Genomic DNA, 26,745 nt, shown 5'->3' on the forward strand with positions numbered 1-26,745 from the left:
AAAATAGGCTAAATGACATAAAAAATGGAATAGACTCTCTATTCAACGATCAAATAAAATAAGCTAGACAATGCACTTTGTTTTGTCCAGCCATACATTCATTTTATTTATAATCATTGATCGGTCCTTTATCCATCAAAACATCAATTTCATTAGAAGACTTCATTTTTAATTTAGGTCTGCGCTCGGAATTTGGTTTGCTGTAAAGCTCTAGCGGACGGATGATCACCCCATCATTTGTATTTTGAAGCATACCTGGCACACAAGAATAAATACGATCATTGTCATTGGCATGTTTGGAATGAATCGTCACAGATGTTCCTTGATGATTGTCGATGCTCATAGATACTCTATATCTATAAAAAGAACCTGTCCCGTTTGATTGAGCAGAATAAACAACTGGAACGACAGCAAGGATATCGTCATTTAACCGTAATTTAATGACTTCTGTTTTCATCGATTCACGGTCTCTACCGACATCTCCCATATGCTCCACAGCTCCGTTTCCGTAACTTTTAAGAGCAGGAACACCTTTTGCACCAAACATGGCCACATCTATTTGTTTTCCTGACTTCGTATAGACCAATGCATAAATATCATAATCGGTTCCAGACTCCCAGGATACTGTAGCTGTAATCTCAGGCGTTTTTTCAATGATGATCGGTTTATGACCTTTGTCTAGACTTATTTTACCTTGAACTTTCTCTAAGCTGATAGGTGCAGCGACTTTCTCTTTAGCAGCTGGCTTCATTGGAGCAGGCTCATCAATTAGTTTTTCAGAAGTCATTTGGGGAGGTATAGAAACACCCTGTTCATCAGGTTCAACCTCTACCCCAAAAAGCTTACATAACCCTTCCAATCCAGAATCGAAGCCACGCCAGATGGATCGTGCTTTCGTTTCACCATTTCTGATATATAGCTCTACTACGACAATACCCTTTTCATTTGTAAAATTTACTGGTGTTAGGTATAGCACCTCATCACCTGTTCGAATTTCTGCTTGCAGATTCTTCACTTGAGAAAAGCCAATTCCTTGATCCTCTGTTAGTGTAATCGCCACCTTTGTGATTCCAGCAGGCACTTTGCTCATATCAAAATTCAATTGATGCCTTTTCAGCTGACCAGATATCTCTGCTGGTAAAAGTGTCGCGACACCCGTGGCACTCTCCGGCTGATTGTAAAAAATAATGCCATTATCTCCTTGAACTAAATCTGAATCTGTTAAGAGAAACGCTGTTAAAGAAATATCAATTGCAGATGATACTTCATAACTGATGGATACTTGTCCCTTTGGAGAGTTTAGTACGGTATTGGCACCCATTTGCAGAGTTTGATTCATTTCAACACTCCTATTCTTTATCTACCATTTATCGCTTTTATAGATCAATTATACCAAATTATATAATAGAACCTATGAATATCTTTATCTCATTTCAATCTCTGCAATGATATGAGACAATGCCAATTAAAAACAAACTACTCTCAAAAGGAGAATCATTATGTATAAAAAAATCATTCCTGCTGTTATGGTGATATTCGGCTTTTGGATCCTTCTTCAAATATCCTTGAACATTAAGATATTTCACAATCCAATGAACTATTTTGTCGCTATTACTCTCTTTTTTCTTTGTATTCAGGCATTAATAAAACTTAAACAATGAAAAACCCGAACAAGCATTTACCACGCTCATCCGGGCTTCTATTTTCCTTTATTACACTTCTTCACCGTTCGTTGCGATGACGTTTTGATACCAAGTAAACGAATCTTTTTTAAGGCGCTTCATCGAGCCGTTTCCTTCGTTGTCGCGGTCAACGTAGATCATTCCGTAGCGTTTTTTCATTTCACCTGTTGTGAATGACACGATATCAATGATGCCCCAAGGTGTGTAGCCAATAAGGTCCACACCGTCATATTCAATCGCTTTTTTCAGTGCTTCGATATGAGAAGCGAGATATTGAATTCTTTCTGGATCGTGAATAGAACCGTCTTCTTCCACTTGATCTATTGCACCAAATCCATTCTCTACGATGAATAGCGGGATTTGATAGCGATCGTAAAAACGATTCAATGTATATCTTAAGCCTGTCGGGTCAATGGACCAGCCCCAGTCACTTGATTTGATATAAGGGTTATCTACACCATGCGGCAGGGCTCCATTGACAATGTCTCCGTTGTGATCAGACACAGTATCACTTTTAACCGTTGTCGACATGTAGTAGCTAAAGCCTAGATAATCCACTTTCCCTTTTCTTAAGCTTTCTTCATCGCCTTCTTCAAATGGAATATGATAGCCTTCACGTTCGAATTCTTTTAGCGCATAGATCGGATAGTAGCCGCGAACCTGTACATCTGGGAAGAAATAGCGCTGTCTCATATACTCCTCTGCAAGCATGACATCCTCTGGATTTGAGGAATACGGATAGATTGGCACGTGAGACACCATCGCTCCAATTTGGAAAGCAGGATTGATCTCTTTTCCTTTGGCTACTGCCCATGCACTTGCAAGTAATTCATGATGTCCTGCTTGATACATGACTTCTTTGGCATTTTCGCCTTCTTTGACTGATACCCCTGAATTTGTCCAAAGGAATAGTGGGTTGTTGACATCCATTTTGTTATTGATTTCATTAAATGTCATCCAGTATGTGACCTTGTCCTTGTATCGATTGAAGCATACTTCTGCGAATTTCGCGAAATACTCAGCGACTTTTCGGCTGCGGAACCCGCCGTACTCTCTTGCCAAATGAAGCGGCATCTCAAAGTGAGACAGCGTAATCACAGGCTCGATGCCATGCTTGAGCAGTTCATCAAATACATCATCATAGAATTGTAAGCCTGCTTCATTCGGTTCCGCTTCATCTCCCTTAGGGAAAATCCGGCTCCAGCCGATCGATGTACGTAAGCATTTCAAACCCAATTCGGCAAACAACGCGATATCTTCCTTATAACGATGATAGAAATCGATCGCTTCATGATTCGGATAAAATTTATCTTCTTCTACCGTTTCAGTTATTTGTCTCGGTATTCCGTGAGCACCTGCTGTCATCACATCTACAACACTTGGGCCTTTTCCTGCTTCATTCCATCCACCTTCAAATTGATGTGCAGCTAATGCTCCGCCCCATAGAAAATCTTTTGGTAATGTCATTATTCATTCCTCCTATTTCACAATTGTGATCATGACGTCTGTTGGCTGACATGTCGATTGTTCTTCTATAATCACATCTTCATACGCTTGTGTATTGGTGATGATGACGGGTGTGATTGTTTTTAATCCCTTGCTTGCAATGGCTTCTTGATCAAATGTCATCAACAAGTCACCCTTCTTCACCTTGCTGCCTTCTTTGATATGAAGAGTAAATGCTGAGCCATCTAGGGAAACCGTATCAATTCCTACATGAACAAGTAACTCCACACCGAATTCGGAACGCAGTCCAATCGCATGCTTTGTCGGCGCAAGCATGACGACACTGCCGTCAAACGGTGCATACAGCTTATTGTCTGTCGGTTCAATCGCAAATCCTTTGCCCATCGCCCCCGAGCTAAATACAGCATCCGGCACTTCAGATAACGGGAGCACTTTCCCTTCAAGCGGTGCAGGAATGGTTTCTTCATTGTTCATCGAAGCATTCATTTTTTCTCCAACTTGATCTTTATCAGATGTTGCCCCAGCTGTCTGTTCCACTGTATCTTCCCCATAACCAAACATTTGAATGAGCACAACTGGTAAGATCAGCGCAATGACCACACCAATCAAAATGCCGATGATTGACGTTGGATAATCTGAACTAATTCCGTTTACAATCGTCAGTAGACCAGGCAACCCTGCATACGCAAAGTAATAAGGCGTAAAGAAGCTGGCAGCAATGGCCCCGACCGCTCCAGATATACATCCGAAAATAAATGGTTTCTTAAAACGAAGGGTGACCCCATAGATCGCAGGCTCGGTAATTCCAAAGAGACCCGTGATTCCCGCTGACACCCCGACTTTTCGTGTTTCGCGGTTTCTTGCTTTTAAAATAACCCCTAACACTGCGCCGACCTGAGCGATAACAGCGATGGTTTGATATGCCTGGAAGGAGTCACGTCCATATTGTTCAAAGTTGGCGAGCACCATTGGTGTGATGCCCCAGTGAACACCGAAAATGACAAGCACTTGCCAGAAACCTCCGATAATGGCGCCTGCTAAAGCTGGGACATTTTCTGCTAAGACATTGTATCCGTTTGCAATCCCATTTGCGCCTGCTGTCGAAAGTGGACCAATTAATAGAATGGTTAATGGAACCATGACGACCATACAGATAAATGGGACAAATAACGGTTTGACCACCTCGTGAATGCGTTTGTTTAAAAATCTCTCTACATATGAAAGGATCCATACCAAGAATAACGGCGGCAAAACAGATGACGTATAAACCGTTTCAGATAACGCTATGCCTAAAAAGGTAACGCCTTCCCCTGATGCCACGCGTCCAGCAATCTCCGTCCAAGCCGGACTGACAAGCGCTGCTGTACACGCTACTGCGATATACATATTCGTTTTAAAATGCTTGGCAGCTGTAATGGCAATAAAGATAGGCAAGAACGTAAACGGCGCCCAAGAAATAAAGCTAAAGACTTCATACGTTCCCGTTTTCGAGAAGCTTGGAAATAATAAATTAATGAGGATAAGTGCACCTTGTAAAATACCAGCTGCCGCCAAAATATACACAAATGGCGCAAACACAGCAGACATGGTCGCGATGACACGATTCAGCACCGTTCCCTTGTTTTCATTTACCTGGTCATCTTCAGACGGCTGCAGCTGAACAAGGCTGGAAAAATGCTCATAGACCTCACCAACATGCTGACCGATGACGACCTGAAATTGACCGCCGTTTTCCACCACGGTAATGACGCCAGGCATCGCATTGACTGCTTCCTTTGCCTTTGGATTCGAACGTTTCAAGACCAAACGCAGCCGCGTGGCGCATCTTGCGGCACTCACCACATTTGCTTCTCCGCCAACTGCCTCTAAGATGTCTTCTGCAAGCTTTTGATAATCCCTCACTTTTGACATATAAAACCCCCCTTTATCACTACTAGTATATGTACATTATAATTATACCGGTACAATTTATCAATACATATATAATTTCAATTAGCATATCAAAGGAAATTTGGTATGTGCTATAATACAAGAACAATAAATCGTGAAAACAAAGAGGAATGGCCATGTTAAAGTATCAACAAATTGCGAGCGATATTGAAAAATATATTGTCACCCATGAGCTGCAGCAAGGGGATAAGCTCCCTGTACTCGAAACACTCATGAGCCAATTTGCTGTGAGCAAAAGTACCATTATCAAATCATTAGACTTACTCGAAAGAAAAGGAATTATCTATCAAGTGAGGGGCAGCGGCATCTTTGTTCGAAGACACCGCCGTAAGGGCTACATCAGCCTTTTGTCCAACCAAGGGTTTAAAAAAGATTTAGAGGAATTTCAACTGACATCAGAGGTTTTAATGCTAGACACCATCAAGCCGTCCGAAGAAACTGCACTTAATTTGAATATTGAACAAGAAGAGGATGTTTTTTACCTTAAACGCATTCGTTACATCAATGGACAAACGTTATGTTTAGAAGAATCCTATTACCGAAAAACCATCATTCCCTATCTCAACACAGAAATTGCTGCCGACTCTGTTTTTAAATTCATCAGTGAAGGGCTTGGACTCAAAGTCGGCTTCTCCGATATGTACTTACAAGTAGGCAAACTTAATGAAATCGAAGCAAAGCACCTCGGACTTAAGCAAGATGATCCCGCTCTCCGCGTCGAGACAGTCTTTCATCTCACCAATGGTCAGCCCTTCGATTTTTCGAAAATCACGTATAACTACATGCAATCCCAATTTTTTATTCAAGCGAATAATTATTATGGGTGATGGATGGAAAAAGCCCCTCATAAGCTGAGGGGCTTTTTGAATACAATTCACTTGTAATAGTTATAATCATTGAACGTCGCGATCATATCTTCTTGTGTGCCTTTCTTCCCGCGATTTGTATTAAAATATAACGTTCCGTCATCAAAATCAACAGCTTCTATTTCAAAAAGAGTAAATGCACTGCTCGTAATTCGGAATGAAAGGTCTTTTCTAGTAAACAACTCTTTTGAAAAATCTTTTGCAGGTGTTTCCTTTTGCTCTTTCAGCATTTGATTGATATTTAACGGGTATGTGAGAATGACACTCACATTAGAAGCTCCACCATTGGAGTCTGGCTTAGATAATGGTACATATAATGTTCCTTGGTAGAAAGAAATACCTTGAAGAATGTACTTAGAAACATCCACCACTGATTGATTTACAATCGCTTTCGTATAATTTAATGTAAACGTTGCCTCATATTCAAATTGTCCTTTTTGGTCATTAAAATTCCCAATAAAAAAGCGATTGCCAGACCTTACAATAAACTTGTCCGCTCCAACAGAATATGTGATACCGCTAATTGATAAATTCGCCCCTTGGTATGGAAGGACATAAGATTTAGCCACTTTGTACGTATTTTTCTTCGTGTTCACACTTAACTTCACTATCTTTTTTACATACTTTACACCATCAGACATAGGCGCTACATATAAGCTAACTTGATCATCACCTTTTTGAGCTTTCACAGCTAAGTCATTGGCATGTCCTAAGTCATTGCTAGTAATGTTGGTGTCAGAGTTTTTAAGGAGCTTCACAGTTCTATTACTTGACGAGCCATTCATTTTAATAGCGTACAATTGCGTTAAGTGATTTGACGTATTTATTTTTGCAGCATAAATCATATTATTATTACGATCTACAGCCATCCCTTGCATAGAAGTGTAGAACCCAGAACCTGACATTGCAGAATACGTTGTATACGTGTTGAAATATCCGGATTGTGCCTGAACAGTCGCGGACCACATACTGCTGCAAAGGATGACAGCCATTAGGATAAAACACTGTACTTTTTTCAATATAAACACTCTCCTATCATTGAAATTTAAATCGATTGGCTATTAAAAATAAAATCGTCATCCTAGAAATGAATGACGATTTTTTTAAAATTGTAAGATTAAACTCTACTTTTCAGCTTTAAACGCCTTTACCGTTTTACTGCTTTCCGACATGCCTTTCCCAGTGACGGTGAAGTATAGTTTTCCTCCCTTAGCGCCTAGTTGTTTGAAAGTGACTTTTACAACTTTGCCTTTAGTAGCTGTTGACTTCCCAATAAGCTTTCCTGAAGAATGATAGATTTTAACAACATCTTGATTTGTTAGTTTACTGACCGTGACCACGTCTTTTTTCTTTTTATTGTTCACGATGTTGATTTGGTTGCTTTTTAACGAAGTAGACGGCTCACCTTTAAAAGAAATGGCTTGCTTTCCGCTTTCCAGCATCTTATCGCTATTGCGCGTGATATACACTTTACCGCTCTTAGTTCCTAATTGTTTGACGTACAATTTGATGGATGAACTGTTAGCTGGTTTTGATGTGGTTAGTAATTTCCCACCTGCTGAGTAGACTTTAATCACATCTTTTTTCTTCAATTTACTGACTGTAATGATGTCATTTTTATTTTTAAGATTATTGATTTTGACTTGACTGGCTTTTAAAACGTCTGACTTTTCACCCTGATAACGAATTGGTACTCGATTTCCCTCTTTTAAACCAGGCTCTTTTATACTGATATAAAGCATTCCACTAGTTTGGCCCAATTGTTTGATGGAAATTGCCATGTTCGAACTTGAAGCAGTCTGCTGGGCAATCGCTTTACCGCCAGAGGCTTGTTTAAATATTTTGATGACTGATTGCTTTTTGATTCCTTTTATCGTCACCGTATCATTTTTCCCTTTGTTGTTCGTCACCTTCACTTGGGATGCTGCAAGTGGAGATGTGACGACTTTTTTGACGGTGAAGGCTGGGAGGGAAACCTTTCTCTTTCCACTTTGCAACGTGATTGTTACTTTAGACCCTTGTTGTAATTTTCCCGTTTTCAATTTAAAATCTTTGCCCGGCGTAATGTTGTATGGTCCAAATTTCTTTTTCGTTGTGCTAGCGCTGAGTTTCGACATTGCTTTTATTGTGTTATTCGCTGAATCAGATTGCACCTCTACAATAGCTTGATCGCCAAACGTACTCATGCCATTAATGGTTTCACTTGAATCATCGATTTCTTCCACAAAAACTTTCTGTACATCTTCCTGAGATTGATCCGTTTCACTCGGATTATCAGCCATGAACGACTTGACTGTAATTAAGTCACCACCGATTAACTTTGAAACAGGAACTTCATAGACGCCATTAGAGTCTGTCTGACCTTCCCCAATAACTCTTCCCTCTCCATCTAAAATATTGATCATACTTTTAGGAGTTGCAGTTCCGCCCACTGAAGTTGAAAGCTGAGTAAATGGATCAATAGTTGGAGCGGTTGATCTCAATTGGAAAGTGGTCTCATACAAAGCATTATCATAAGAGGGTTCCAATACTTGAAATTTACTTTGATTTAATGATTTTATTGTGTTTTTGTCCACACTCAATTCAAAGTTGCCATCACCATCTGCAGTCATCGATTGAATGATGTCACTTGATTTTTGATTTTTAAAGACAATCTTTGCATAAGGAATTCCCGTTTTGCCTTTCACTGATTTAGACCATTTTGTCGTAGGAATAAGTGAGATTTTCTTAGGATTCACAATTTTTTTGTAAACGTCGATATTGCTGCCAGTCGTCATTTTCACTGTTAGGAATGTACCTGCATTTAGGGCAGGCAGCTTTAAATGAATGGCATCATTGAATGTGCCTGAGGCAATCACTTTGCCATCTTTCATGACCTCTACTTTTGTGTTCTTCACAGTTTTCCCAGTTAACTCCTGAGAAGTATCATATATCGGATCTAATGAGCTAAAAGATTCCTTGAAAACATACACTTTGTTTGAAGAAAGCATTGTTCCATTTTGGTCATATGTATCTAACTCAAACGTTTGGCCTGAACTAAAGTTCCAAGAAAACAACTTAAAGTTTCCGTCACTATCTGCTTTTGCGTAGTGCATATATTTAGATTTCCAGTTACTCGGAACACCCCAATCTGCGAAAGCAACGATTGCGTTTGGCGCTGTTTTACCTGTCAGATAATTATCACCATATTGATAACGATCAACCGTTGTTTTCGTTCCACCCTCTGTGGCACTCACACTTTCTTGTATATGAAAACTCAACATCATCACACATAGAATAGAAGCTACTAATTTCAGGACCATTTTCATAAATATATCCTCACTTTTCCTATTAATGTTTTTATATACAAATATTATACATTTCATCTAGTATAGATACAAGAGTTAATAACATGACTAAAGACTTATCAAAATACCAATTTAATAGGTACAGTGAACCCTCCTTCTCTTCATGAACACTTCCGATTTAAACCATCAAAAAGATTCATTTTACGAATGCATCAAACAAACTTATGATTAACGTAACAAGAGTGTATAGGAGGGTTCGTCAGATGACAGACATTAGAGTGTATCATGTCGATGCGTTTACAACTGAGAAATTTGGAGGAAATGCCGCTGGGGTGGTGTTGGATGGTGAGTTTTTAACAGAAGATGATATGCAGAGCATCGCCAAGGAGTTGAATTTACCGGAATCTGTCTTCTTGCTTCCTGCCCATGATAAGAAAGCCGATTATCGCGTCAAATACTTCACACCGACGGAAGAGGTCAATTTTTGCGGGCATGCGACTGTTGGATTGACTTGGCTTCTAGCGACGGAGCTAGGACTGGCTAAAGAGAGATCAGGGGTCGTGTTAGAAACAAAGATCGGCCATGTGCCTGTTGTATGGCACGAAGAAAATGGAAAGGTCGTTGATGTGGAAATGACGCAGGTGACACCGAAGACGCGGGATTTTGTCATCGATTTAGAAGAGCTTAGTGACATGCTTGGTGTGAGCAGTGACCGCCTTGATTCTTCCTATCCTATCAAATTAGCAAACACCGGAAACTGGCATCTTCTTGTTCCAATGAAGCACCAACAGGACATTGATCAAGCGGCACCGAACTTAGCGGCTTTAGCTAAAATGAATAAAGAGCATGGCATCTCGACAACCCACCTTTATACGTTCCACACTTCAAAAGAATGCGATCTTTATACGAGGGATTTTGCACCTGGGATTGGTATACCGGAAGATCCTGTAACGGGGGCAGCAAACGGGGCGTTGGCTGGATATCTTTATTTGGAGGGTATCATTTCTCAGCAAGAAATCACTCGCCTGAACATTGCCCAAGGGGATGCCATCGGCAGACCTGGCATGCTTCGTATCACAGTCATTCCGGATGAATCAAAGCCGGTGATTAAAGTGGCAGGCGCAGCTGTCATCACGATCCGCGGCGTGTTAACTTTATAAAACATCAGCTTGAATGGGGACTTCCTGTTCAAGCTGATTCTATTTAAAATGATTTTTGACCGTTTCGATCCATCTTTTGGCCGATGGGGAAGCTGCTTTGAATGATTTGAGCGCCAGGTTGACCTCACGAAAGACGCTCGTCTCCAGTGGAATGACTTTCGTATGAGGTATGTGCGGCGGCAAAACCAATTTTGGAATGATCGTGACCCCAAGTCCTTCTTGAACCATAGAAATAAGCGTATTGTTGTCTTCAATTTCAAACAAAACATGAGGCTTCACGCCGCCTCTTTCTTTTAACAGCTTCTTGACGAGTATGTCACAGCCCGCTTTCGGCATGATAAAAGCTTCATCATGTAACGAGTCCACTTCAATCACTTTCTTCGTATGAAAGCGATGATTCTCTTGTATGAGCACCACCAATTCATCCTGAAAAAGTGGAACGGTCTCAAATTCCCTCGATGACTGCGTTAAAAAACCAACATCAACCGTGCCAGAAGTGATCCATTCCTCAATCTCCTCATAACCTCCTTCATATAACTCCAGCTTGATATGCGGATAGATTTGCGTAAAACGATGAATAAGGCGTGGAAGGACATTTGAAGAAAAACTAGGGAATGTCCCTATCTTGATACTCCCCACTTCCATCCCTTGAATGAGCGCCGCCTCCTGCTCAAGCAATGCCGCATGATGCATGATTTGCCGGATATGCGGCATCACCCGCTCACCTGCGTCCGTTAACGAAAGCCCGTTTCGATTCCGCCGAAGCAGCACAATCCCGAGTTCCGACTCAAGCTTCGCAATATTATGACTCACCCCAGATTGCGTCAGCCCAAGCTTCTCCCCTGCTTTTGTAAAACTGCCGCATTCGACGACTGTTAGAAATACTTTGTATTGGAATGTGATCAGTGTGCTCACCTCACTTATTAATTCGTCGTTGCCGACGACGAAGACCTAGACGCTGCTTCATCAGCCTTCACACAATCAATCGCAACAACCAATGCAATCATCACAGGCTCCATCTCTTCTTTCAAAATATCAACCTTATAGCTGTCACCCCAAGTAAACCATTCCTTCTTCACCTGGCCGATCACATCACCATTCTGGAGCACCTGGAAATTCATATCCCACCAGTTACCTTGCACTTCTATACCCGCGGCATCAATTAAATATTTTGCTTTAAAGAACGTAAACTCTTTTTTGATCGTCAATACCTCTTGACCACCAACTTCTACTAAAAACTTCGGTAAAAAGCTAAACATTTTCTTCGTAATCACAGCGATTTCTCCTCGTTCTGTATTCAGAATGGTAAACGTCTTCGGTACCTTCAAAAAACTGCCTTCGACCAAATACACATCGTTCTCCTGCTGATCCTTTACTGTAAACCTGCCGCTCAGACTAAATACTTTCTGCTTCATGTAAAGCTGTTTCATATGGACCTCCGATTCAGTTCAAAAATTTATCCGTTCTTACATTACCTCTGATTATACCAAAAAATAGAATGTACAAAAAACCACCTGCTATCAGGTGGTTTTCGATTACTGATTCATTTTCAGAGATTCTTTTTCATATGTTTGAAAAGCATTTTCCATTCCCATGATGACCTCTTTAATTTTGACATAACCACTTGTGTAAGGAATAGAATCTCTAATCTCTTCCCACATAAAATGATAGAATTTCAGGTCATCCGTTTCACACATCACAAAATCTGTGTAATCTTTATCTGGAAGAGCTTCTGCATCAAAAAAACGCACCGTCACATGTTCTTTATATTTCTGCATCAACTCTTGCAGCGAAGCCGCATGGGTTCTTATTTTGGTTTTGAAAGTGTCGTATGGGTCAGTTATTTTGTCCATCTGTTTTTTACCTCCTAATAAGGAAAACTCAAGCCTACTTGGGGATTGTTTTTATGATCAATGCTAAAATTAAGTCTGTCACAATACGTGATGCAAAAAAAGTCTCGTTTGAGGGAAATCACTCAAATGAGACTTTTTTTAGTTATTATTTAATACCCATTTACAAAATAAGCAATGGTTTCTAATTCATCTTCTTTCAGTTCTCTATTCACGTAATTTTGATATTCCTTTGTAATTTTCTGTTTATCTCCACCACATTGATCAGTGAATCTCGCCATCATCCTCAGTTTGTCTGTTTCCTGACAAAACTCCTCTTTTGTCCACGGTCTTTGGTGTGAAGGAATATACGTATCTGCATCAAAAGCTTCTAACTCATCTAAAAGACGCAATATTTCTTTCACAGTATAATGAACTTTTTCGGCATACATTTTCGGATAAATACAATCACCAAGAAACAGGATTTTCTCTTCTTTCACATACACGATCACGGAATCAGCCGCATGATCGCCTCCAACATGCTGCACGATGCAAGTGACCCCGCCAAGATCAATCTCTATCCGACGGTCAAACGTAACATCCGGTAAAACCACCTGAATATCTCGATGACCCTGATATTCTTCCTTAATGGCCTTCGCGCAGAACTCAATCTCCGTTCCTTCCCTCACCCGCTCATCAATCGCCTCATCTGACCACGAAAACGGAACAAGCTCCTCCATTTCCTTTCTTGTCTGTGCAGAAGCAATTGAAACCGTATCAGGCAGCGCAGGCAGACCAAAAATATGATCCCAATGCCAATGCGTGAGGATAACCATATCGGGCATGGCGTTCTCGTGCTTTAAAGTTCTTTGGATGAAATAGTTCGCATGATCTTCTGAGTTACCCGCATCGATCATTAATGTTTTGTTATTGCCAACGACCATGCCTAGGATGGGGCGGTCGGTGAGTGATACTGGTGTGATGTACCAAAAACTCTGACCTATTTTTTTAATTGAGTGCAAAGGTGCTTCCTACTTTCTGTCATTATTTTTTAAATTGAATCACGTTTTTTCCCATCGTTCTACTGTTTAAGTATATCGAATTTCATTACTCGAAGTAGCACGCGAAGCCAATATTGTTACAATGATCGCGATTGCAACGCCTAAAGCACCTGCCCAAGTAACGGAAGATAGAGAAACCCTCTCTACAAAGATACCTCCAATAGCTGCACCTGCGGCCATCGCCAATTGCATCATTGACTGATTGAGACCTAATAGTATACCTGATGACTCTGGCTCCATTGTAGCTAAGTGGTATTGTTGAGTCGGGCCAGAAGACCATGCAGCAAATGACCATAATATTAAAATGAGCAATACTCCAACATAAGAATGCGTAACTAGTGAGAGCAATATGAGCATGATGACATGTAATGTCATTCCACTAATCAGCGTAAAATTCACACCCCAGCGATCGGTACTAAATCCACCAAACTTTGACCCAACTAGACTAGCAATCCCGAATACGAGGAGAACTCCACTCAGCAATTTGCTGCTTACACCCGATATATTTAAAAGGTAAGGGGATAAATAGGTATAGGCAATTGAATAACCACCAAGCCAGAAAAAGGTGATGGCTAATCCCAACACTACTTTTGGTTTTTTAAAAAGAGCGAGTTGTTGAATTAAAGGTACAGGTTTATCCCCTTGGATTTTTGGAATCGTAAGAGAAATGATCACCATGGCTAATAATCCGAGTAAGGCTATTCCTCCAAATACAGCTTTCCAACCAAAGAAATCACTAGTCATTCTCCCCAGTGGGACTCCAATGATCAATGATGCTGTAAATCCCATTACTACTGTAGCAATAGCGGTACCTTGCTTACCTTTTGGTGCAATTTTTTCAGCAATTGTTAATGCAGTAACTACGACCATCCCCGCTCCAAGAGCCATAATAATTCTTGACACAATAAATAATTGATACCCAGGGAGGACGAATGCCAGAATATTACCTAGAATAAAAACGCTAAGTGAAAATAACATTAACTTGCGTTTATTCATTCCCGATGTTAAAGCCATTAATACTGGGGTGAAGATGGCATACACAAGAGAAAAAATCGTAATTAACTGGCCAGCTGCAGCTATCGTAATCCCTAATGATTCAGAAATATTATCCAAAATACCAGAGATGATATACTCTGATGTACCAACTAAAAAACTTACAATAGCTAAAATGTAAATCTTTACAGTGTTTGACAATGTAGATCACTCCTTATATATAATACATTTACATATCTAGAATTGTTAATATGTATGGACAAAAAAACATATTACGATAAGTCGATTTGTATTTAATAAATGAAACTGAATTCTGATGTATGAATTCAGTTCATTTATTAAATATTTTGTTCTAAAATCTTAGCAATTTTTTTTATGGCATTTTCATCTCTTTTATAATACGTGTATTTACCTATACGCTCTGTCGTAATTAATCCAGCTCGTAGTAAAATTGAGAGATATTGAGATGCTGTTGATTGCGTCATTTTCAATTTATCTGTTATTTGACTAACACATACCCCTGTAGTATTCATATCAATCCCTTCATGGGGTGTAAAATGACGATCAGGTTCCTTTAGCCATTGTAAAATTTGCAATCTTGATTCATTGGATAAGGCTTTAAAAACTTCTATTGGCTCCATACAAACCATTATATCGATAAATAACGATATGTCAACATGTGTTGTTGGAGATCCTTTAAAATTTTCTATTTTACTAGTTCATCCCCGCCGCTTTAGGCTTAATCGCGTTTTTTTGCGGGGTGGTTATATCTTCTATTCTGATGCAATGGAGATGTTTGATGGAAAAGGATTAGAGTACTTTTTTACTGCTGGTACAGCTAAATTTAGCCTTCTCACCCCTCACTAACTTATGATAAGGCTCACCGTGATGTATCTAAATGTGGTTTCTTGATATTAAACGCCAAATACATCTCCAACATTATTGAAAAGCCTTTTACTAAAAAGAAAAACACCATCAGGTTGATGGTGTAAACTTAAGTTTCAGTTTTTACATACCTAAATTAATAATTAGGTTATCTACCTGCAATGTCTGCAGCTTCTTCAATCCAATCAGAAAAATTTTCGTTACCCTTGTCCAAATCCCAATAGTAAGTATTAAATACAGTTGAAGCTTTCTTTTGTTTCCCATCAACAGTTATATAATAATTATCTAGAGGATTATCTCCTTTAGTATCCTTTTCTCCATCTTGATTTTTTAAGCGGTGAATGTAAATTCCTAACAAACCATTACCCTTTTCAATGCTCTTTTCAATTTCATAATTTACCCATTTTCTATTTGATGTCTCTTTTCCAATAAGTACTACAGTAACAGAAGTACCTTTTAACTGTTCGTCTATCCAGCCACTAATTGCTTTATCACCTTTTCTTTTTACTTCTTCCCATTCTGCTAATCCAAATAGCCCTTAATTGCTTGGGTTATGTTAGAGTTTCTAACCTGCCCAGCTCTCCATGCATCTCTTTCGTAATGAAAACTAAAAAACACCTTTCTCGCCATTATACCCGCCTCCTGATTCTTTCAATTATTGCATTTACCTCGTCAATAACATTTTTTGGATTGGTCTCTTTCTCCAATACATCTAACGAATCCTGTAAGTACCAATAGCTTTCTAGGTCGCTTTTTACTTCTTTATAAATCGCTTCTGTTACATAACCTGTTGAACTGATAGGTATAATGTATTTTCCAGTATCTCTTGCAATGTAGAATTCTTCTAACATTCCATTTGCATGAACTACTTCACCATCCACTAACTTATTACCAAATAAGAAAATCATCACACCCGCATCGTCTATCATTTCTTTTCTATACTCCGTCCAAAGCTCTTTTAGAGACTTTTCTCCCGAAGCTGATTGAGGAAATGGACGTAATGTTAGATATTCATTAATTTTCTTTCCCTTATTCTCAAATATTTCTTCTAGTGCACCATTTATTACATAACTGCCTACTCCCAAGCCGAACCCCGATATAATATGGTGGTTATTAGCAACAAGAGACTTAGATAGATTATGTAATAAGCCTTTAGCTTCCTCGACAGAGTAATTCCCATAATTTTCAGCACTACCAGAAATAAATACTTTATTTACTTTAAACTTTTTTTCAATATTGATTAATATATTTGTAATATCTGTGTACTCTTCAATAAGAACTGAATTAATACCATATCTTTTAAGGTCTCTGATTTTCAAATCTTGCTTAACCCTGTCGTAATTAAATTCTTCCTCATTAATGGAACCATCGGGATTTTTGTATCGACTATCCGACCTATTAATTCTTCTAAAGAAGCAGTAATGATTTTTAGGACTGTTTCCTAGTAAGTCTACACGAATTTTACTTAAAATTTGTTCTAGATTTGGGTCTTCAAAGCTAAAACCTATAAATATAAAAGTTTTAGATATAAGTTCACCTTTAAGTTGTGTGGTAAATAAAGTTCTTTCACTGTCATATTTTTCATAATCATCTCTCGTTATAACAGCATCATCTGGAAATTCCTTATCACCATGCATTTTATAAACAACAACATCCCGGTTAGGCTTATAATTTTTCATCTGACTTTGGCTAATTTTTTTATCTACTGTCTTTCCTTTATCACCCAAAGTATCTTCAATAATCGAATCATAGTTTGTAGTCCAATAAGTATCAATAGGTAGTCGAGATAAAATATCCATATTTATATTTCTTTCTGCCGTTCTTTGAAACTCTTCTACAATCGCCTCATTGATAGTTTGTCTACCATTTGCATTAAAATGATATTGAGCTACTGAAACTAAATCAAATTCTTTATTAATATCCAAGTCTAATTCAGAAGCAACATCACTAAGCAATCCTCGCCAATCAACAAAACCTGATCCTCTCGAAAGTCCTGCTCCGGCAAAAATAGCTAAGTTATTATTACGAAGTTCTTTTAGTACTGCTTTTTCAAACATTGCTATAGATATACTCATAATAAACTATCTCCTATTTATATACTAATAATAAGGAATATAAAACTCAACTTTACAGTAACTAATTTCAATAAACCAATTTAATATCGCTTAAATTGAATTGTCCGATATTTTCTTTATAATCAAATTAACAACTTCACTTGTAGTTGTGTTTCTAAAATCAATATATCCCGTTGTAGGTAAAAGACCTGGAACCTCTGTATCATCAAGCCTTAAAGGTAAAATATACTCTTGATTTTCCTTCAATGCTTTTGCCTGAGCTGCTTGTCGTTCGAAGTTTGGCCAGTGCTCTTTTGCATAACCTTTTGAAACTATCATTAAACAATATTTTGCCCTTTCTCCGTAAATCTCACTTAAATAAGCATACAAATCTTTTCCCCATAAATTAGATTTTTCGAAATTATCATAGAATACTCTCTTACCTGAATTAGTTAACAATTCTGCTATATCCTCAGCTATTTTTCTATCCTCCCCTGCAAATGATAAAGCAATATCATAATTTCTTTTATTGGATTTTGATAATTCCCATCTAATATCCTCAAATTTCACCCACAAATTTTCACTGTTTTCTATAATTATATGTGATAATGTAATAAATGGTGTATGGAACTTAATATCCTCAATTGTTCCATTAGTTAATACGGGAAACTCCTCTTCATGAAGATCTAGAACTGATAAAATAATTTCAGCCTCCCTTATTTCGGAACGATTATTGTTATTAGCATTTTTTATACATTTGTCTAATATTAGGTATCGGTAATTACTTTTTTCTTTTACAGAGTAATTATCAACAAAATAAGGATCACGCACTTTAAAATTACTATCATTATCTAATGATCTCTTAATATCTTTAATTGCTAATATAGAGTTACCACCATACTTATCAATTATTTCTGCAAAATCCGTGTACATTGTGATTAATGGTAATAACAAATCTGAAGGAAAAAAAGCCATATTTCTTTTATAGCAATTTTCTTCAGCATTCATTAAAATATTTAGGGCATTTCCACTTATAGAGAAACCCCTTTTTTTCACAAAACAAATTAAATCTGTTTTTAATTCTGCTTTAACTTTTTCCAAATAACATTCCCTCTTTTTAATTATTTAAGTACTACTAAATATAGTTAATATAGTAATTTAAATCCTGCTCAAAATCTCATTTACTTATGATAAGGCTCCCCCCGCACAATCCGAAACGCCCGATAAATCTGCTCCACCAACACCAATCTCATCAACTGATGCGGGAACGTCATCCTCGAAAACGACAGTTTCTCATTCGCGCGCTGCATCACAGCATCACTTAACCCAAGCGACCCGCCTATGACGAAACATACCTTACTTTTTCCGTATGTTGCCAGCTTATCTATTGTATCGGCTAATTCTTCGGAAGTTTTCATTTTTCCTTCGATGGCGAGGGCGATGACGTGGGCGTCTGGGTTGATTTTGCTTAGGATGCGTTCGCCTTCTTTATCTTTGATGATTTTCATGTCTTGATCACTGATATTCTCGGGTGCTTTTTCGTCCGCGAGCTCAATGATCTCCAGTTTCGCATAGGCTTGTAATCGTTTTGTGTATTCGGCTATGCCTTGCTTTAAATATTTCTCTTTTAATTTTCCTACTGTGATAATTGATATATTCACAGGTCATCCCCACCTTAAGAACAAGTTATTCATATAAGTTATCAACAATTGTGGATAAAATTTGTGTATTTTGTGTCCGATCATTCGTTCCCCACTATATATATTGCAGGTTCATCGCACAATTCACAGGTTGTGGATAAACTGTGTGTATGTTCGATTTTTCTGAATTCCGGCGGCGTTTCGTGATCATCTATGTACATGTCTAGTACGGTTTCTATATGTTCTGCACAAGCATAAAGTGATTTGTTCATAAGTTTCTTATTCCTCCAATATGTTGTCTGGTTATTCACAAGTGTTTCGCTCATTGTCCAATATAACCGATTTATTCACATGTTAATAGTCTTTTACCATTTCCCACACCTTTTATCCACAAACCAAACAAAAAAAGCCTCCACTCCTGGGACTGACCCCCGTTTTTGAGACAGGGATCAAAACACCTTTATACAGCCAATTGCCGATAGTTGATCGGTGATTGGTTGTTTAGTTTTGTTTGAATACGAATGTTGTTATAATAATAAATGTATTCTTTGACAGTGCGTTCTACAATGTTGGTTGTAGTTCGATCAATGCTGTTAAGATAGAACGTTTCAGACTTTAGCGAGGAATGAAACGATTCGATGGAGGCATTATCAGCGGGCGTCCCTTTACGGGACATGCTCATGGTAATGCCTTTTATATGAACAGCTTTCTGATACTCGTAAGATGTATACACAGAACCTTGGTCGCTATGTAACACACAGTTTTCAGGCAGTGCTGGGAGCTGATCAAGTGTGTTTAAAATAAAGTCTGTGTCCTGCTTATCACCAATCGTAAACGCAATTACTTCTCCATTATATAAATCCAATATACTGGAAAGGTACAATTGTTTCTGTCCATAAGGCAAATACGTGATGTCCGTTACTAGTTTTTCAAGAGGGCGATCAGATTGAAAGTTCCGATCCAGTATATTACCGGCCACGGCATAGGGCTGCCCATTCTTCTTACGCTTTTTCATTTTAACCCGGCACTGCCACTGGTTTTTCTGCATGATACGTTGAACAGTTTTATGGTTAATATGCATCCTCATTTTTAGTATGGCTGTGATTTTTCGATATCCATATCGATACTTGTGCTCTCGGCACAACGTGCCGATTTGTTCCTCTAGTTGTTTTTTAGAATGATTCTGAGTCAGATCTTTTTTCCATCTATAGTACGAAGCGCGTGAGACGCCTAAATGGACACAGATGTCCTGTACTGTCATTGTTTTGCACAATTCTTCTACCAGTTTGATTGACGTTTCCTTATCAACTTCCTTTCCAATTCGTTGTACTTTTTTAAAACTTCATTCTGTTGACTCAGATAGCGATTTTCTGCCTGCAGTCTCTCTAATTCGGAAGAGTACTCGGGACCCTTTCTATGGGTATATTGTTTTCCAACAGGCTGTTCGAACCGGTGTGTATCCCCAGCCTTATGCCACCTCACCCATGTCTGAACCTGCGTTTTATTTTTGATATTCAATTCCCGCAAAATCTCTTTCATTGATACGCCTGCCAATCTCATTTCTACAGCCTTCTGTTTGACTTCAACCGGATAACTCACTCTTGTCCCCATAGAAAAAACACCTCCATGTTTTATTTCGGATTACAACGATCCGTTTTCAAACTTGAAGGTGTTTTTTATTTGTCTCATCTTATGGGGTCAGTCCCTCCTGTGAAGGCTTCTTTCTATCAAAACGGATTATAAAATCTCGTTCCTCTAACAAATGTAATCACTAGCGATACGATCAGCACCACACCAACAAACAATAACGCAGCATAATCTGCTTTTTGAAAGTCTTTTGCCGTAAACCATGTACGCTTTTTATGTTTCCCAAACCCCCGCAGCTCCATCGCATTGCTGATCGTTTCGATCCGCTCCAAGCTGGAGAAAATCAGCGGCATGACAATTGACAGTGCATTTTTGATTCGTTTCCCCAATTTTTCATTCTTCGATAAATCAATGCCTCTTGCTTGCTGAGAAATCGCAATCGTGCGAAAATCCCGCTGAATATCTGGAATATAGCGCAAGGCAATCGCTACAGCATACGAAATGCGGTAGCTGACCCCAATTCGGCTGAGGGATGAGGCGAATTCACTTGGATTTGTTGTCACAATAAATAAAAGTGCTGCTGGCATCACGGTCACATATTTGAGTGTAATGTTCAACTGATAGAAAAGCTGTTCAAGTGTGACATTGTACCAGCCGGCAATATGAAATAGCTCGTGCTTCGCTCCGTAGATGGCAACACCTTGCTGGGGTGCAAAGATGTAAATGGCGATGTTATTGATCACTAGGAAAATCGCCAGGACGATCACCACGAAGGAAATATCACGAAATCGTACGTTCGACATCTGAAAGAACACAATACTGGCGGCTAACATAAAGACTAAAACGCCTGTATCATACGTGAGCATCGCTGCGGATGACCAGAGGATAAAGCAAATGAGTTTGGTTGCACCTGTCAGCCGGTGAATCGGCGACGGGCGTTCGATATAGGACAGCATGTCTACAGCCATGTCATTCGTTCCTTTCTGTCAACCTCAATGAAGCGATCCACGAGTTCATTTGGATTCGGCCAATCTGCTTTCAGCGCCAGTTCATACAGCGACGTTTCCTTTAAGCTCGCCTTTTGGACAAGCAGCTGATCTGTCAGCACTTTGGCTGGTGTATCATCTGCAATTTTTTCTCCATCTGAAATGACAATGGTTCTTGTTGTGTACTCGAGCATGAGATGCATATCATGGGTGATCATGAAAATCGTGACACCCTGCTGGTTTAATTGCTCTAAAAACGTCATCATCTCTGTGTAATGTTTAAAGTCCTGTCCTGCGGTTGGTTCGTCTAAGATGAGGATTTCTGGCTCTAGTACAAGTATAGATGCAATGGTGACGCGTTTTTTCTGTCCAAAGCTGAGGGCTGAGACCGGCCAGTTCCTAAATGGATACAGTCCGCATACTTTCAGGACCCGCTCCACCCGTTCCTTGATCTCGTCTTCCTTTACGCCTCTTAAAACGAGACCGAGTGCCACCTCATCAAAGATCATTTGTTTTGAAATCATTTGATTTGGGTTTTGCATGACCACGCCAATTCGTTCGGAGCGCTGTTTGATCGTATCTCCTGTGATGTCATCACCATTTAAAAGAATTGACCCTTTCGTTGGCTTTTCAAATGCACAAAGCACCTTAGACAATGTTGTCTTGCCTGCTCCATTGGCTCCTGCGATGCTGATCATTTCTCCTTTTTTGACGGTAAAAGAGATGTTGCTCAGCGTGTTTGGTCTTGTTGGATAGTCAAAGCACAGCTCGCGCACTTCTAGTAAATCCTGTGCTGCAATCTGTTCTACTGATGGCTCAGACGCTTCCATCCACTGTTCGATTTTCTCTTTTGCCTCGTCGTCTAAGGTGAGACGCTGTAAATCAGCGATCTGATCTCCCGGTCCAACCGGAATGCCTGCATATTTCATCGCCTTTACATATAAAGGCTCACGTAAATACGCCGCTTCTAATACGTTTGAGGCGAGCAATTCATCTGGTGTCATATCCGCTGCAATCGTTCCTTCATTGACAACGATAATGCGGTCCACATGACGGAAGAGGACGTCTTCTAATCGGTGCTCTACTATCACAATGGTTTTTTTCGTTTGTTTTTGCAGCCGGTCAATGAGGTCGATGACTTCTTTACCTGTTGCGGGGTCTAGGCTTGCAAGTGGTTCATCAAACAGCAGAATGTCGACATCATTGACAAGTACGCCCGCAATGGCGACACGTTGTTTTTGTCCGCCTGACAGCTCATGCACGGACGATGCCAGCTTGCCGTCTACCTCTGTTAATCTGGCAGCTTCCTCGACACGTGTGTTCATTTCTTCGCGTGTGACTTGATCATTTTCAAGCGTGAACGCGATGTCTTCTCCAACGGTCAGCCCGATGAATTGTCCATCAGGGTCCTGAAGCACCGTTCCGACAAGCTGTGAGAGGGAGAAAATGTTCTCTTTCTCTGCATTTTTCCCGCCGATGTGAAGACTTCCTTCCATAGAACCTTTATAAGACGCAGGAACTAGCCCATTGATACAATGGGCTAGTGTGCTTTTTCCCGATCCAGACGGGCCTGCGATGAGAACTTTTTCTCCTTCATAGATCGTCAGGTTGATATCCTTTAATGTTGGTTCTGCCTGACTGCGATACTTGAATCCGAAATGTTCGAATTGAATCATCGGTTTCTTCATTTATGTGTTCCACCTTGCTTCATGATGTTTCTTTCGATAGGCTGCCGCTTTTGCTTCTCGTTTTCGCATAAGCTGCAATGATAATGGTTCCTAGTACACCAACTGTGATGATGTTTGAAATCCCTGCCACGATGCCTTGAACAAACACTTTGTTCGCCGGTTCTGCATAGATCACAATGTCAAGTACAGGAGCAATGATAAACCAGCCTAATGCCTGTGCGCCTGCTTGTACGGCATTAAAGAGCGTGATTTTCTTCCAACCGAAGTCTCCCTCTTCTACTTTTAAACGGTTAGAAATAAAGCCGATCAATAAACCAACGACACCCGATACAATAATCCAGCTCCACCAAGGGCCAAATGTGGTCGCATCTTTAATGAGATGGCCAATAAAACCAATCAGTGCGCCTGCAACAGGACCAAATAGCACGGCCATTAATGCAAGGAATGCGTATGAGGTTTCAATTTGTGTATTCGGAATACCAGTTGGAATGGAGACGAATCGTCCTAGAATCACAAAGACGGCTGCGCCAATTCCAATGGCAACGACAGTTTTCGTTGAAAGTTGTTTTCTTGCCATGATGTATCCTCCTCTTATTCGTATATAATGCGCGGAGCTTTGCGAATCGAAAGGCGCCAGCCTGTGCCTGTACCGATGTTATAAGCCTTTGCAAATGACCCTTGATTGATCGCCACGCCTAAATGGTCGAGTGAATTGACATATACGAGTGGTTCGCCTACCTTTAAGTCGGCAAAAGATCGTCCATAGGTCATGATATTTTTATACACATTTTTCGGCCCGTTGGCAATGGTAACTTCTATTGCATCCCCATAATTAATTGAAAGCTGTTCAAATAGCGTGTGATGAATATTTGTCCATAGGTTTCCGAATCTCACATCTAAAATATCAATCGTCCCTGTGATCACATCTTCTTCCGCATAAGCCTGTACGACTGGAAGATGGATAATATCATCAATATTCGCCTTTGGCCCAACCTCTTCAAATGAAATCACACCTGATGCAATTCTCGCCCCTGTATAAGCGTAAATGTCTCTCCCATGGAATGTATGTGATTTTCCCGACTTTGGCAGCCGGTTAATGGTTTCATCTAAATAACGGGCTTCCACAATGCCAATATCCTGGGCAACGTGCGTGAGTGTCCCGTTATCTGGGGTAATAATATAGTGTGAACTTGTCGTTTTGACGACAAGACTTTTTCTCTCTGATCCAACGCCCGGGTCAACGACGGAAACGAATACCGTCTCTTCCGGCCAGTATGTGACGGTTTGAAGCAGGCGATAAGATGCCTCCCAAATGTCATACTGCGGAATATTGTGTGTTAAATCAAAAATGCGGATGCTGCTGCTGACCGTATTTGCCACTCCGTACATTGCACTGACAGCTCCATCATCAATGCCGAAATCTGATTGTAAAACCAATGCATGTTCACTCATGTCAATCTCCCTTTCATTTGAAAAAATGGATGTGGTGTTTCACGTGGAACATTTGAACAATTGTATGAAAAAAAGTGGACAATAAAAAATACCCCATCCTTATCTTTGAATCATAAGGACGAGGTATTTGTCTCGTGGTACCACCTTTATTTACTGTTTGCTCGCGCTAAACAGCCTCTACAAGTACAAAGCTCCAATCTGGCTCATATACTGTGGTTTTGATAACGAGTACCAACTCTCGTCGTCACCTACTAATATCATAGATATGTTCAGCACGAGGCTCAGAGACCATTTTTCGAATCATTATTTTTGCTTCTTTTCAGCTACCGAAGCTCTCTGTGGAAAAATTGATGATTGTACTTTCTCTCGTCATTGCCTGTATAACTATCTTGAATTAAAGCTATCATACATGATGTTTTTTGATAAATCAAGATATTTTTCTGAACATTTTTAAAAATGAGTCAACTGGTGCTGGAAGAGTCTTCTTTTTATGAAATTTAAACAAATGTTAAAGAGCGAGATATGGTGTCTTTCTTTTCTAGGGGTATAATAAAGGTGAAGGGAGGTACAGCGTGTGTGGACCATCTGTATGAATGAGTTTAAGCAGCTCTTCAAAAGCACAAAATCTATTTTAACAATTGTTATTATTTTCATTTTATCTACTTTTGTTTCAAGTCTTCCGTTTATCGCTGCTCATCAGGAAAAATGGGAACTGGCAAAGGATCCTTATTCTATTGGGAATGAACTGGTGATGTCTTTATTTGGTTTCTTCCTTATTTTTTTGTTGTCTCATGATATTTTAAGCCGCGAAATTCATTTGAAAACCATTCGTTTTCTCGTCAGTAAAACAACCCGTTTGAACATTATCATCGGGAAATATCTAGGACTGATGCTGTTTTGGCTTAGCTGTATTATGACGACATATGTGCTGAATATGGTGATTTCACACCGTTTTCTGTTCTCAGATGCCTTAAAAATCTTAACCTTTATCAGTGTCGGTATCTCATGTGCTTTATTTTTGTCCATGCTCTTTCCAACACCGCAGAAATCAATGTTTGTCGGTATGTTATTTTCCTTTCTTTTCCCAATCGTCAGTATGATTTCTGTTCTTTCTTCAGAACGAATGATTCATTGGTTCCAATATATGACGCCTTATTATTATGCGCGCTGGAGTGAACCGCTGACCTACGTCCTAATGAACACGGCATTGACCGTTATCTTACTCATTGGAACTGCACTGCTGTTTCAAAGGAGGGATGTGTAGATGCTTCATACAAAAGGGCTCACAAAAAAATATCGTACAAAAGTCGCAATAGATCATATTAATCTTGATGTCAATCAGGGCGATATCTTCGGCCTCATTGGACCAAAGGGATCTGGTAAGACGACGTTTTTCAATATCATTACCGGGATCTCCCGCCCTACCTCTGGTACGTTTACAGTGATGAATATGCCTTCGCTAAAAAAAGTGAGACAGCATATCGGTGTTCTGCCAGAATATACGGATTTATATGAAGGTCTTACGGCTCTTGAGCATATTGCCTATTTATCAAAAATCACTGGAACACGCCAGAGAACGAGTGATTATGAAGAACTGCTCGAATTTGTCGGTTTACATCATGATCATCAGGAGAAGGTCGGTGCCTTCACACCTGGTATGAAGAAACGGCTTGGAATGGCGCAGGCCATCGCCCATCAGCCGGAATTTATTTTACTTGACGAACCTTTTGCCGATATTGATGCAGATTCGATCTTGCACATTCAGCGGGTCATTAAAACATTAAAGGATGAAGGGAAAACCATCTTTTTAACAGCTGACCGCCCAAGGTTCACCAATAGTATTTGTACCAAAACGGCGTTCATTTCTGAAGGAAAATTAGTGTCCCCACATACTCATCCTCAAGAGAAAACCATCACATCCTCAAACATACGTGCAACCTTCAAGCATGCATGGATTGATGATGAGGTGAAACCTGTTCTCACGCAGTACCTACAAACTGTCGGAACAGATCTTGTGATCAGTGATGACGAGACCTCATTGTTAATTCGTTCAGAAGCTCAAGTTCCAGCGATCATTCGCGCTTTCGTGAAGTGTAAAGTCGATTTATACAGAGTCACGGCTCAGGATGCCATGATGTCCTCATAAAAAAGTACCGTA

The 26,745-nt window shown here is 39.7% G+C and carries 25 protein-coding genes, 1 pseudogene and 1 other annotated feature; of the genes and pseudogenes, 5 read left to right on the forward strand and 21 right to left on the reverse strand.

Annotated features, from left to right (window positions below; all coding sequences use genetic code 11):
- Window positions 1–103: 103 nt before the first annotated feature.
- On the reverse strand, window positions 104–1,339 hold the full coding sequence (locus MHH65_RS18780; RefSeq protein ID WP_125586971.1) for a TerD family protein: 1,236 nt from the start codon (window positions 1,337–1,339) through the stop codon (window positions 104–106).
- A 160-nt stretch (window positions 1,340–1,499) separates the two neighbouring features.
- Between MHH65_RS18780 and MHH65_RS18785 the strand changes: the two genes are divergently transcribed.
- Window positions 1,500–1,661 (forward strand): hypothetical protein, encoded by a 162-nt coding sequence (locus tag MHH65_RS18785; RefSeq protein WP_024423995.1) that lies wholly within the window; start codon window positions 1,500–1,502, stop codon window positions 1,659–1,661.
- Window positions 1,662–1,712: 51 nt separating this feature from the next.
- On the opposite strand, the gene bglA is transcribed toward MHH65_RS18785, so the two are convergent.
- Together bglA and MHH65_RS18795 are read right to left on the reverse strand one after the other, a co-directional pair.
- On the reverse strand, window positions 1,713–3,152 hold the full coding sequence (gene bglA / locus MHH65_RS18790; protein WP_335350996.1) for a 6-phospho-beta-glucosidase BglA: 1,440 nt from the start codon (window positions 3,150–3,152) through the stop codon (window positions 1,713–1,715).
- Between the two features lie 9 nt (window positions 3,153–3,161).
- Window positions 3,162–5,060 carry a beta-glucoside-specific PTS transporter subunit IIABC gene (locus tag MHH65_RS18795; RefSeq protein ID WP_335350995.1) on the reverse strand — a complete coding sequence of 633 codons (1,899 nt, stop codon included), beginning with the start codon at window positions 5,058–5,060 and terminating at the stop codon, window positions 3,162–3,164.
- A gap of 155 nt (window positions 5,061–5,215) precedes the next feature.
- Here MHH65_RS18795 and MHH65_RS18800 point away from each other — a divergent pair, with 155 nt between their 5' ends.
- The gene (locus MHH65_RS18800) at window positions 5,216–5,926 is read left to right on the forward strand and encodes a GntR family transcriptional regulator (RefSeq protein WP_098677233.1); all 711 of its coding nucleotides are present in this window, start codon (window positions 5,216–5,218) and stop codon (window positions 5,924–5,926) included.
- A gap of 47 nt (window positions 5,927–5,973) precedes the next feature.
- Here MHH65_RS18800 and MHH65_RS18805 read toward each other — a convergent pair whose 3' ends face one another.
- Both MHH65_RS18805 and MHH65_RS18810 read right to left on the reverse strand, forming a co-directional pair.
- Window positions 5,974–6,984 (reverse strand): hypothetical protein, encoded by a 1,011-nt coding sequence (locus MHH65_RS18805; protein ID WP_176544454.1) that lies wholly within the window; start codon window positions 6,982–6,984, stop codon window positions 5,974–5,976.
- A gap of 105 nt (window positions 6,985–7,089) precedes the next feature.
- Window positions 7,090–9,273 carry an Ig-like domain-containing protein gene (locus MHH65_RS18810; protein WP_098677234.1) on the reverse strand — a complete coding sequence of 728 codons (2,184 nt, stop codon included), beginning with the start codon at window positions 9,271–9,273 and terminating at the stop codon, window positions 7,090–7,092.
- A 242-nt stretch (window positions 9,274–9,515) separates the two neighbouring features.
- On the opposite strand from MHH65_RS18810, the gene MHH65_RS18815 reads away from it, so the two are divergent.
- On the forward strand, window positions 9,516–10,412 hold the full coding sequence (locus MHH65_RS18815) for a PhzF family phenazine biosynthesis protein (protein WP_098677235.1): 897 nt from the start codon (window positions 9,516–9,518) through the stop codon (window positions 10,410–10,412).
- A 39-nt stretch (window positions 10,413–10,451) separates the two neighbouring features.
- Here MHH65_RS18815 and MHH65_RS18820 read toward each other — a convergent pair whose 3' ends face one another.
- The 16 genes and pseudogenes from MHH65_RS18820 to MHH65_RS18895 form a co-directional block, all read right to left on the reverse strand.
- Window positions 10,452–11,327 carry a LysR family transcriptional regulator gene (locus MHH65_RS18820; RefSeq protein WP_227001689.1) on the reverse strand — a complete coding sequence of 292 codons (876 nt, stop codon included), beginning with the start codon at window positions 11,325–11,327 and terminating at the stop codon, window positions 10,452–10,454.
- A gap of 8 nt (window positions 11,328–11,335) precedes the next feature.
- The gene (locus tag MHH65_RS18825; protein WP_098677236.1) at window positions 11,336–11,842 is read right to left on the reverse strand and encodes an LURP-one-related family protein; all 507 of its coding nucleotides are present in this window, start codon (window positions 11,840–11,842) and stop codon (window positions 11,336–11,338) included.
- Between the two features lie 105 nt (window positions 11,843–11,947).
- Complete coding sequence (locus tag MHH65_RS18830) at window positions 11,948–12,265, reverse strand: darcynin family protein (RefSeq protein ID WP_041118402.1); 318 nt, start codon at window positions 12,263–12,265, stop codon at window positions 11,948–11,950.
- Window positions 12,266–12,414: 149 nt separating this feature from the next.
- Window positions 12,415–13,263 (reverse strand): MBL fold metallo-hydrolase, encoded by an 849-nt coding sequence (locus MHH65_RS18835; protein WP_098677237.1) that lies wholly within the window; start codon window positions 13,261–13,263, stop codon window positions 12,415–12,417.
- A gap of 66 nt (window positions 13,264–13,329) precedes the next feature.
- Window positions 13,330–14,496 carry an MFS transporter gene (locus tag MHH65_RS18840; protein WP_025093702.1) on the reverse strand — a complete coding sequence of 389 codons (1,167 nt, stop codon included), beginning with the start codon at window positions 14,494–14,496 and terminating at the stop codon, window positions 13,330–13,332.
- Window positions 14,497–14,633: 137 nt separating this feature from the next.
- Window positions 14,634–14,936, reverse strand: a complete 303-nt coding sequence (locus tag MHH65_RS18845) for a metalloregulator ArsR/SmtB family transcription factor (protein ID WP_098677238.1) — start codon at window positions 14,934–14,936, stop codon at window positions 14,634–14,636.
- Window positions 14,937–15,328: 392 nt separating this feature from the next.
- A pseudogene (locus tag MHH65_RS18850) lies at window positions 15,329–15,694 on the reverse strand (TIR domain-containing protein); the annotation flags it as partial.
- Between the two features lie 115 nt (window positions 15,695–15,809).
- The gene (locus MHH65_RS18855) at window positions 15,810–17,255 is read right to left on the reverse strand and encodes an SIR2 family protein (protein WP_255290973.1); all 1,446 of its coding nucleotides are present in this window, start codon (window positions 17,253–17,255) and stop codon (window positions 15,810–15,812) included.
- Window positions 17,256–17,345: 90 nt separating this feature from the next.
- Window positions 17,346–18,335: a TIR domain-containing protein gene (locus tag MHH65_RS18860; RefSeq protein WP_098677239.1), complete on the reverse strand. Its 990-nt coding sequence runs from the start codon at window positions 18,333–18,335 to the stop codon at window positions 17,346–17,348.
- A gap of 80 nt (window positions 18,336–18,415) precedes the next feature.
- Complete coding sequence (gene rlmH / locus MHH65_RS18865) at window positions 18,416–18,895, reverse strand: 23S rRNA (pseudouridine(1915)-N(3))-methyltransferase RlmH (RefSeq protein WP_098677240.1); 480 nt, start codon at window positions 18,893–18,895, stop codon at window positions 18,416–18,418.
- Between the two features lie 80 nt (window positions 18,896–18,975).
- Window positions 18,976–19,146, reverse strand: a complete 171-nt coding sequence (locus tag MHH65_RS18870) for a CxxH/CxxC protein (protein ID WP_008360116.1) — start codon at window positions 19,144–19,146, stop codon at window positions 18,976–18,978.
- Between the two features lie 188 nt (window positions 19,147–19,334).
- A protein-coding gene (locus tag MHH65_RS18875) for an IS3 family transposase (RefSeq protein ID WP_098677243.1) occupies window positions 19,335–20,485 on the reverse strand; the annotation gives its coding sequence in 2 pieces (ribosomal slippage) (window positions 19,335–20,212 and window positions 20,212–20,485; 1,152 coding nt in all).
- A 116-nt stretch (window positions 20,486–20,601) separates the two neighbouring features.
- Window positions 20,602–21,429 (reverse strand): energy-coupling factor transporter transmembrane component T, encoded by an 828-nt coding sequence (locus MHH65_RS18880; RefSeq protein WP_041118410.1) that lies wholly within the window; start codon window positions 21,427–21,429, stop codon window positions 20,602–20,604.
- Window positions 21,420–23,135 (reverse strand): ABC transporter ATP-binding protein, encoded by a 1,716-nt coding sequence (locus MHH65_RS18885; protein WP_268414073.1) that lies wholly within the window; start codon window positions 23,133–23,135, stop codon window positions 21,420–21,422. The genes MHH65_RS18880 and MHH65_RS18885 overlap by 10 nt, the downstream gene beginning before the upstream one ends.
- 19 nt (window positions 23,136–23,154) lie before the next feature.
- The gene (locus MHH65_RS18890; protein ID WP_268414072.1) at window positions 23,155–23,712 is read right to left on the reverse strand and encodes an ECF-type riboflavin transporter substrate-binding protein; all 558 of its coding nucleotides are present in this window, start codon (window positions 23,710–23,712) and stop codon (window positions 23,155–23,157) included.
- A 14-nt stretch (window positions 23,713–23,726) separates the two neighbouring features.
- Window positions 23,727–24,587, reverse strand: a complete 861-nt coding sequence (locus tag MHH65_RS18895) for an S-adenosyl-l-methionine hydroxide adenosyltransferase family protein (RefSeq protein ID WP_024427616.1) — start codon at window positions 24,585–24,587, stop codon at window positions 23,727–23,729.
- Window positions 24,588–24,698: 111 nt separating this feature from the next.
- Window positions 24,699–24,969: a binding site (T-box leader), on the reverse strand.
- A gap of 192 nt (window positions 24,970–25,161) precedes the next feature.
- On the opposite strand from MHH65_RS18895, the gene MHH65_RS18900 reads away from it, so the two are divergent.
- Both MHH65_RS18900 and MHH65_RS18905 read left to right on the forward strand, forming a co-directional pair.
- Window positions 25,162–25,851, forward strand: coding sequence for an ABC transporter permease subunit (locus MHH65_RS18900; protein WP_025093692.1), 690 nt, complete (start codon window positions 25,162–25,164; stop codon window positions 25,849–25,851).
- Window positions 25,852–26,733 carry an ABC transporter ATP-binding protein gene (locus MHH65_RS18905; protein ID WP_268414071.1) on the forward strand — a complete coding sequence of 294 codons (882 nt, stop codon included), beginning with the start codon at window positions 25,852–25,854 and terminating at the stop codon, window positions 26,731–26,733. It begins immediately after the preceding gene.
- Window positions 26,734–26,745: the final 12 nt, after the last annotated feature.

It is taken from the genome of Bacillus sp. FSL L8-0654, assembly GCF_038629965.1.
Classification (GTDB): domain Bacteria; phylum Bacillota; class Bacilli; order Bacillales; family Bacillaceae; genus Bacillus; species Bacillus safensis.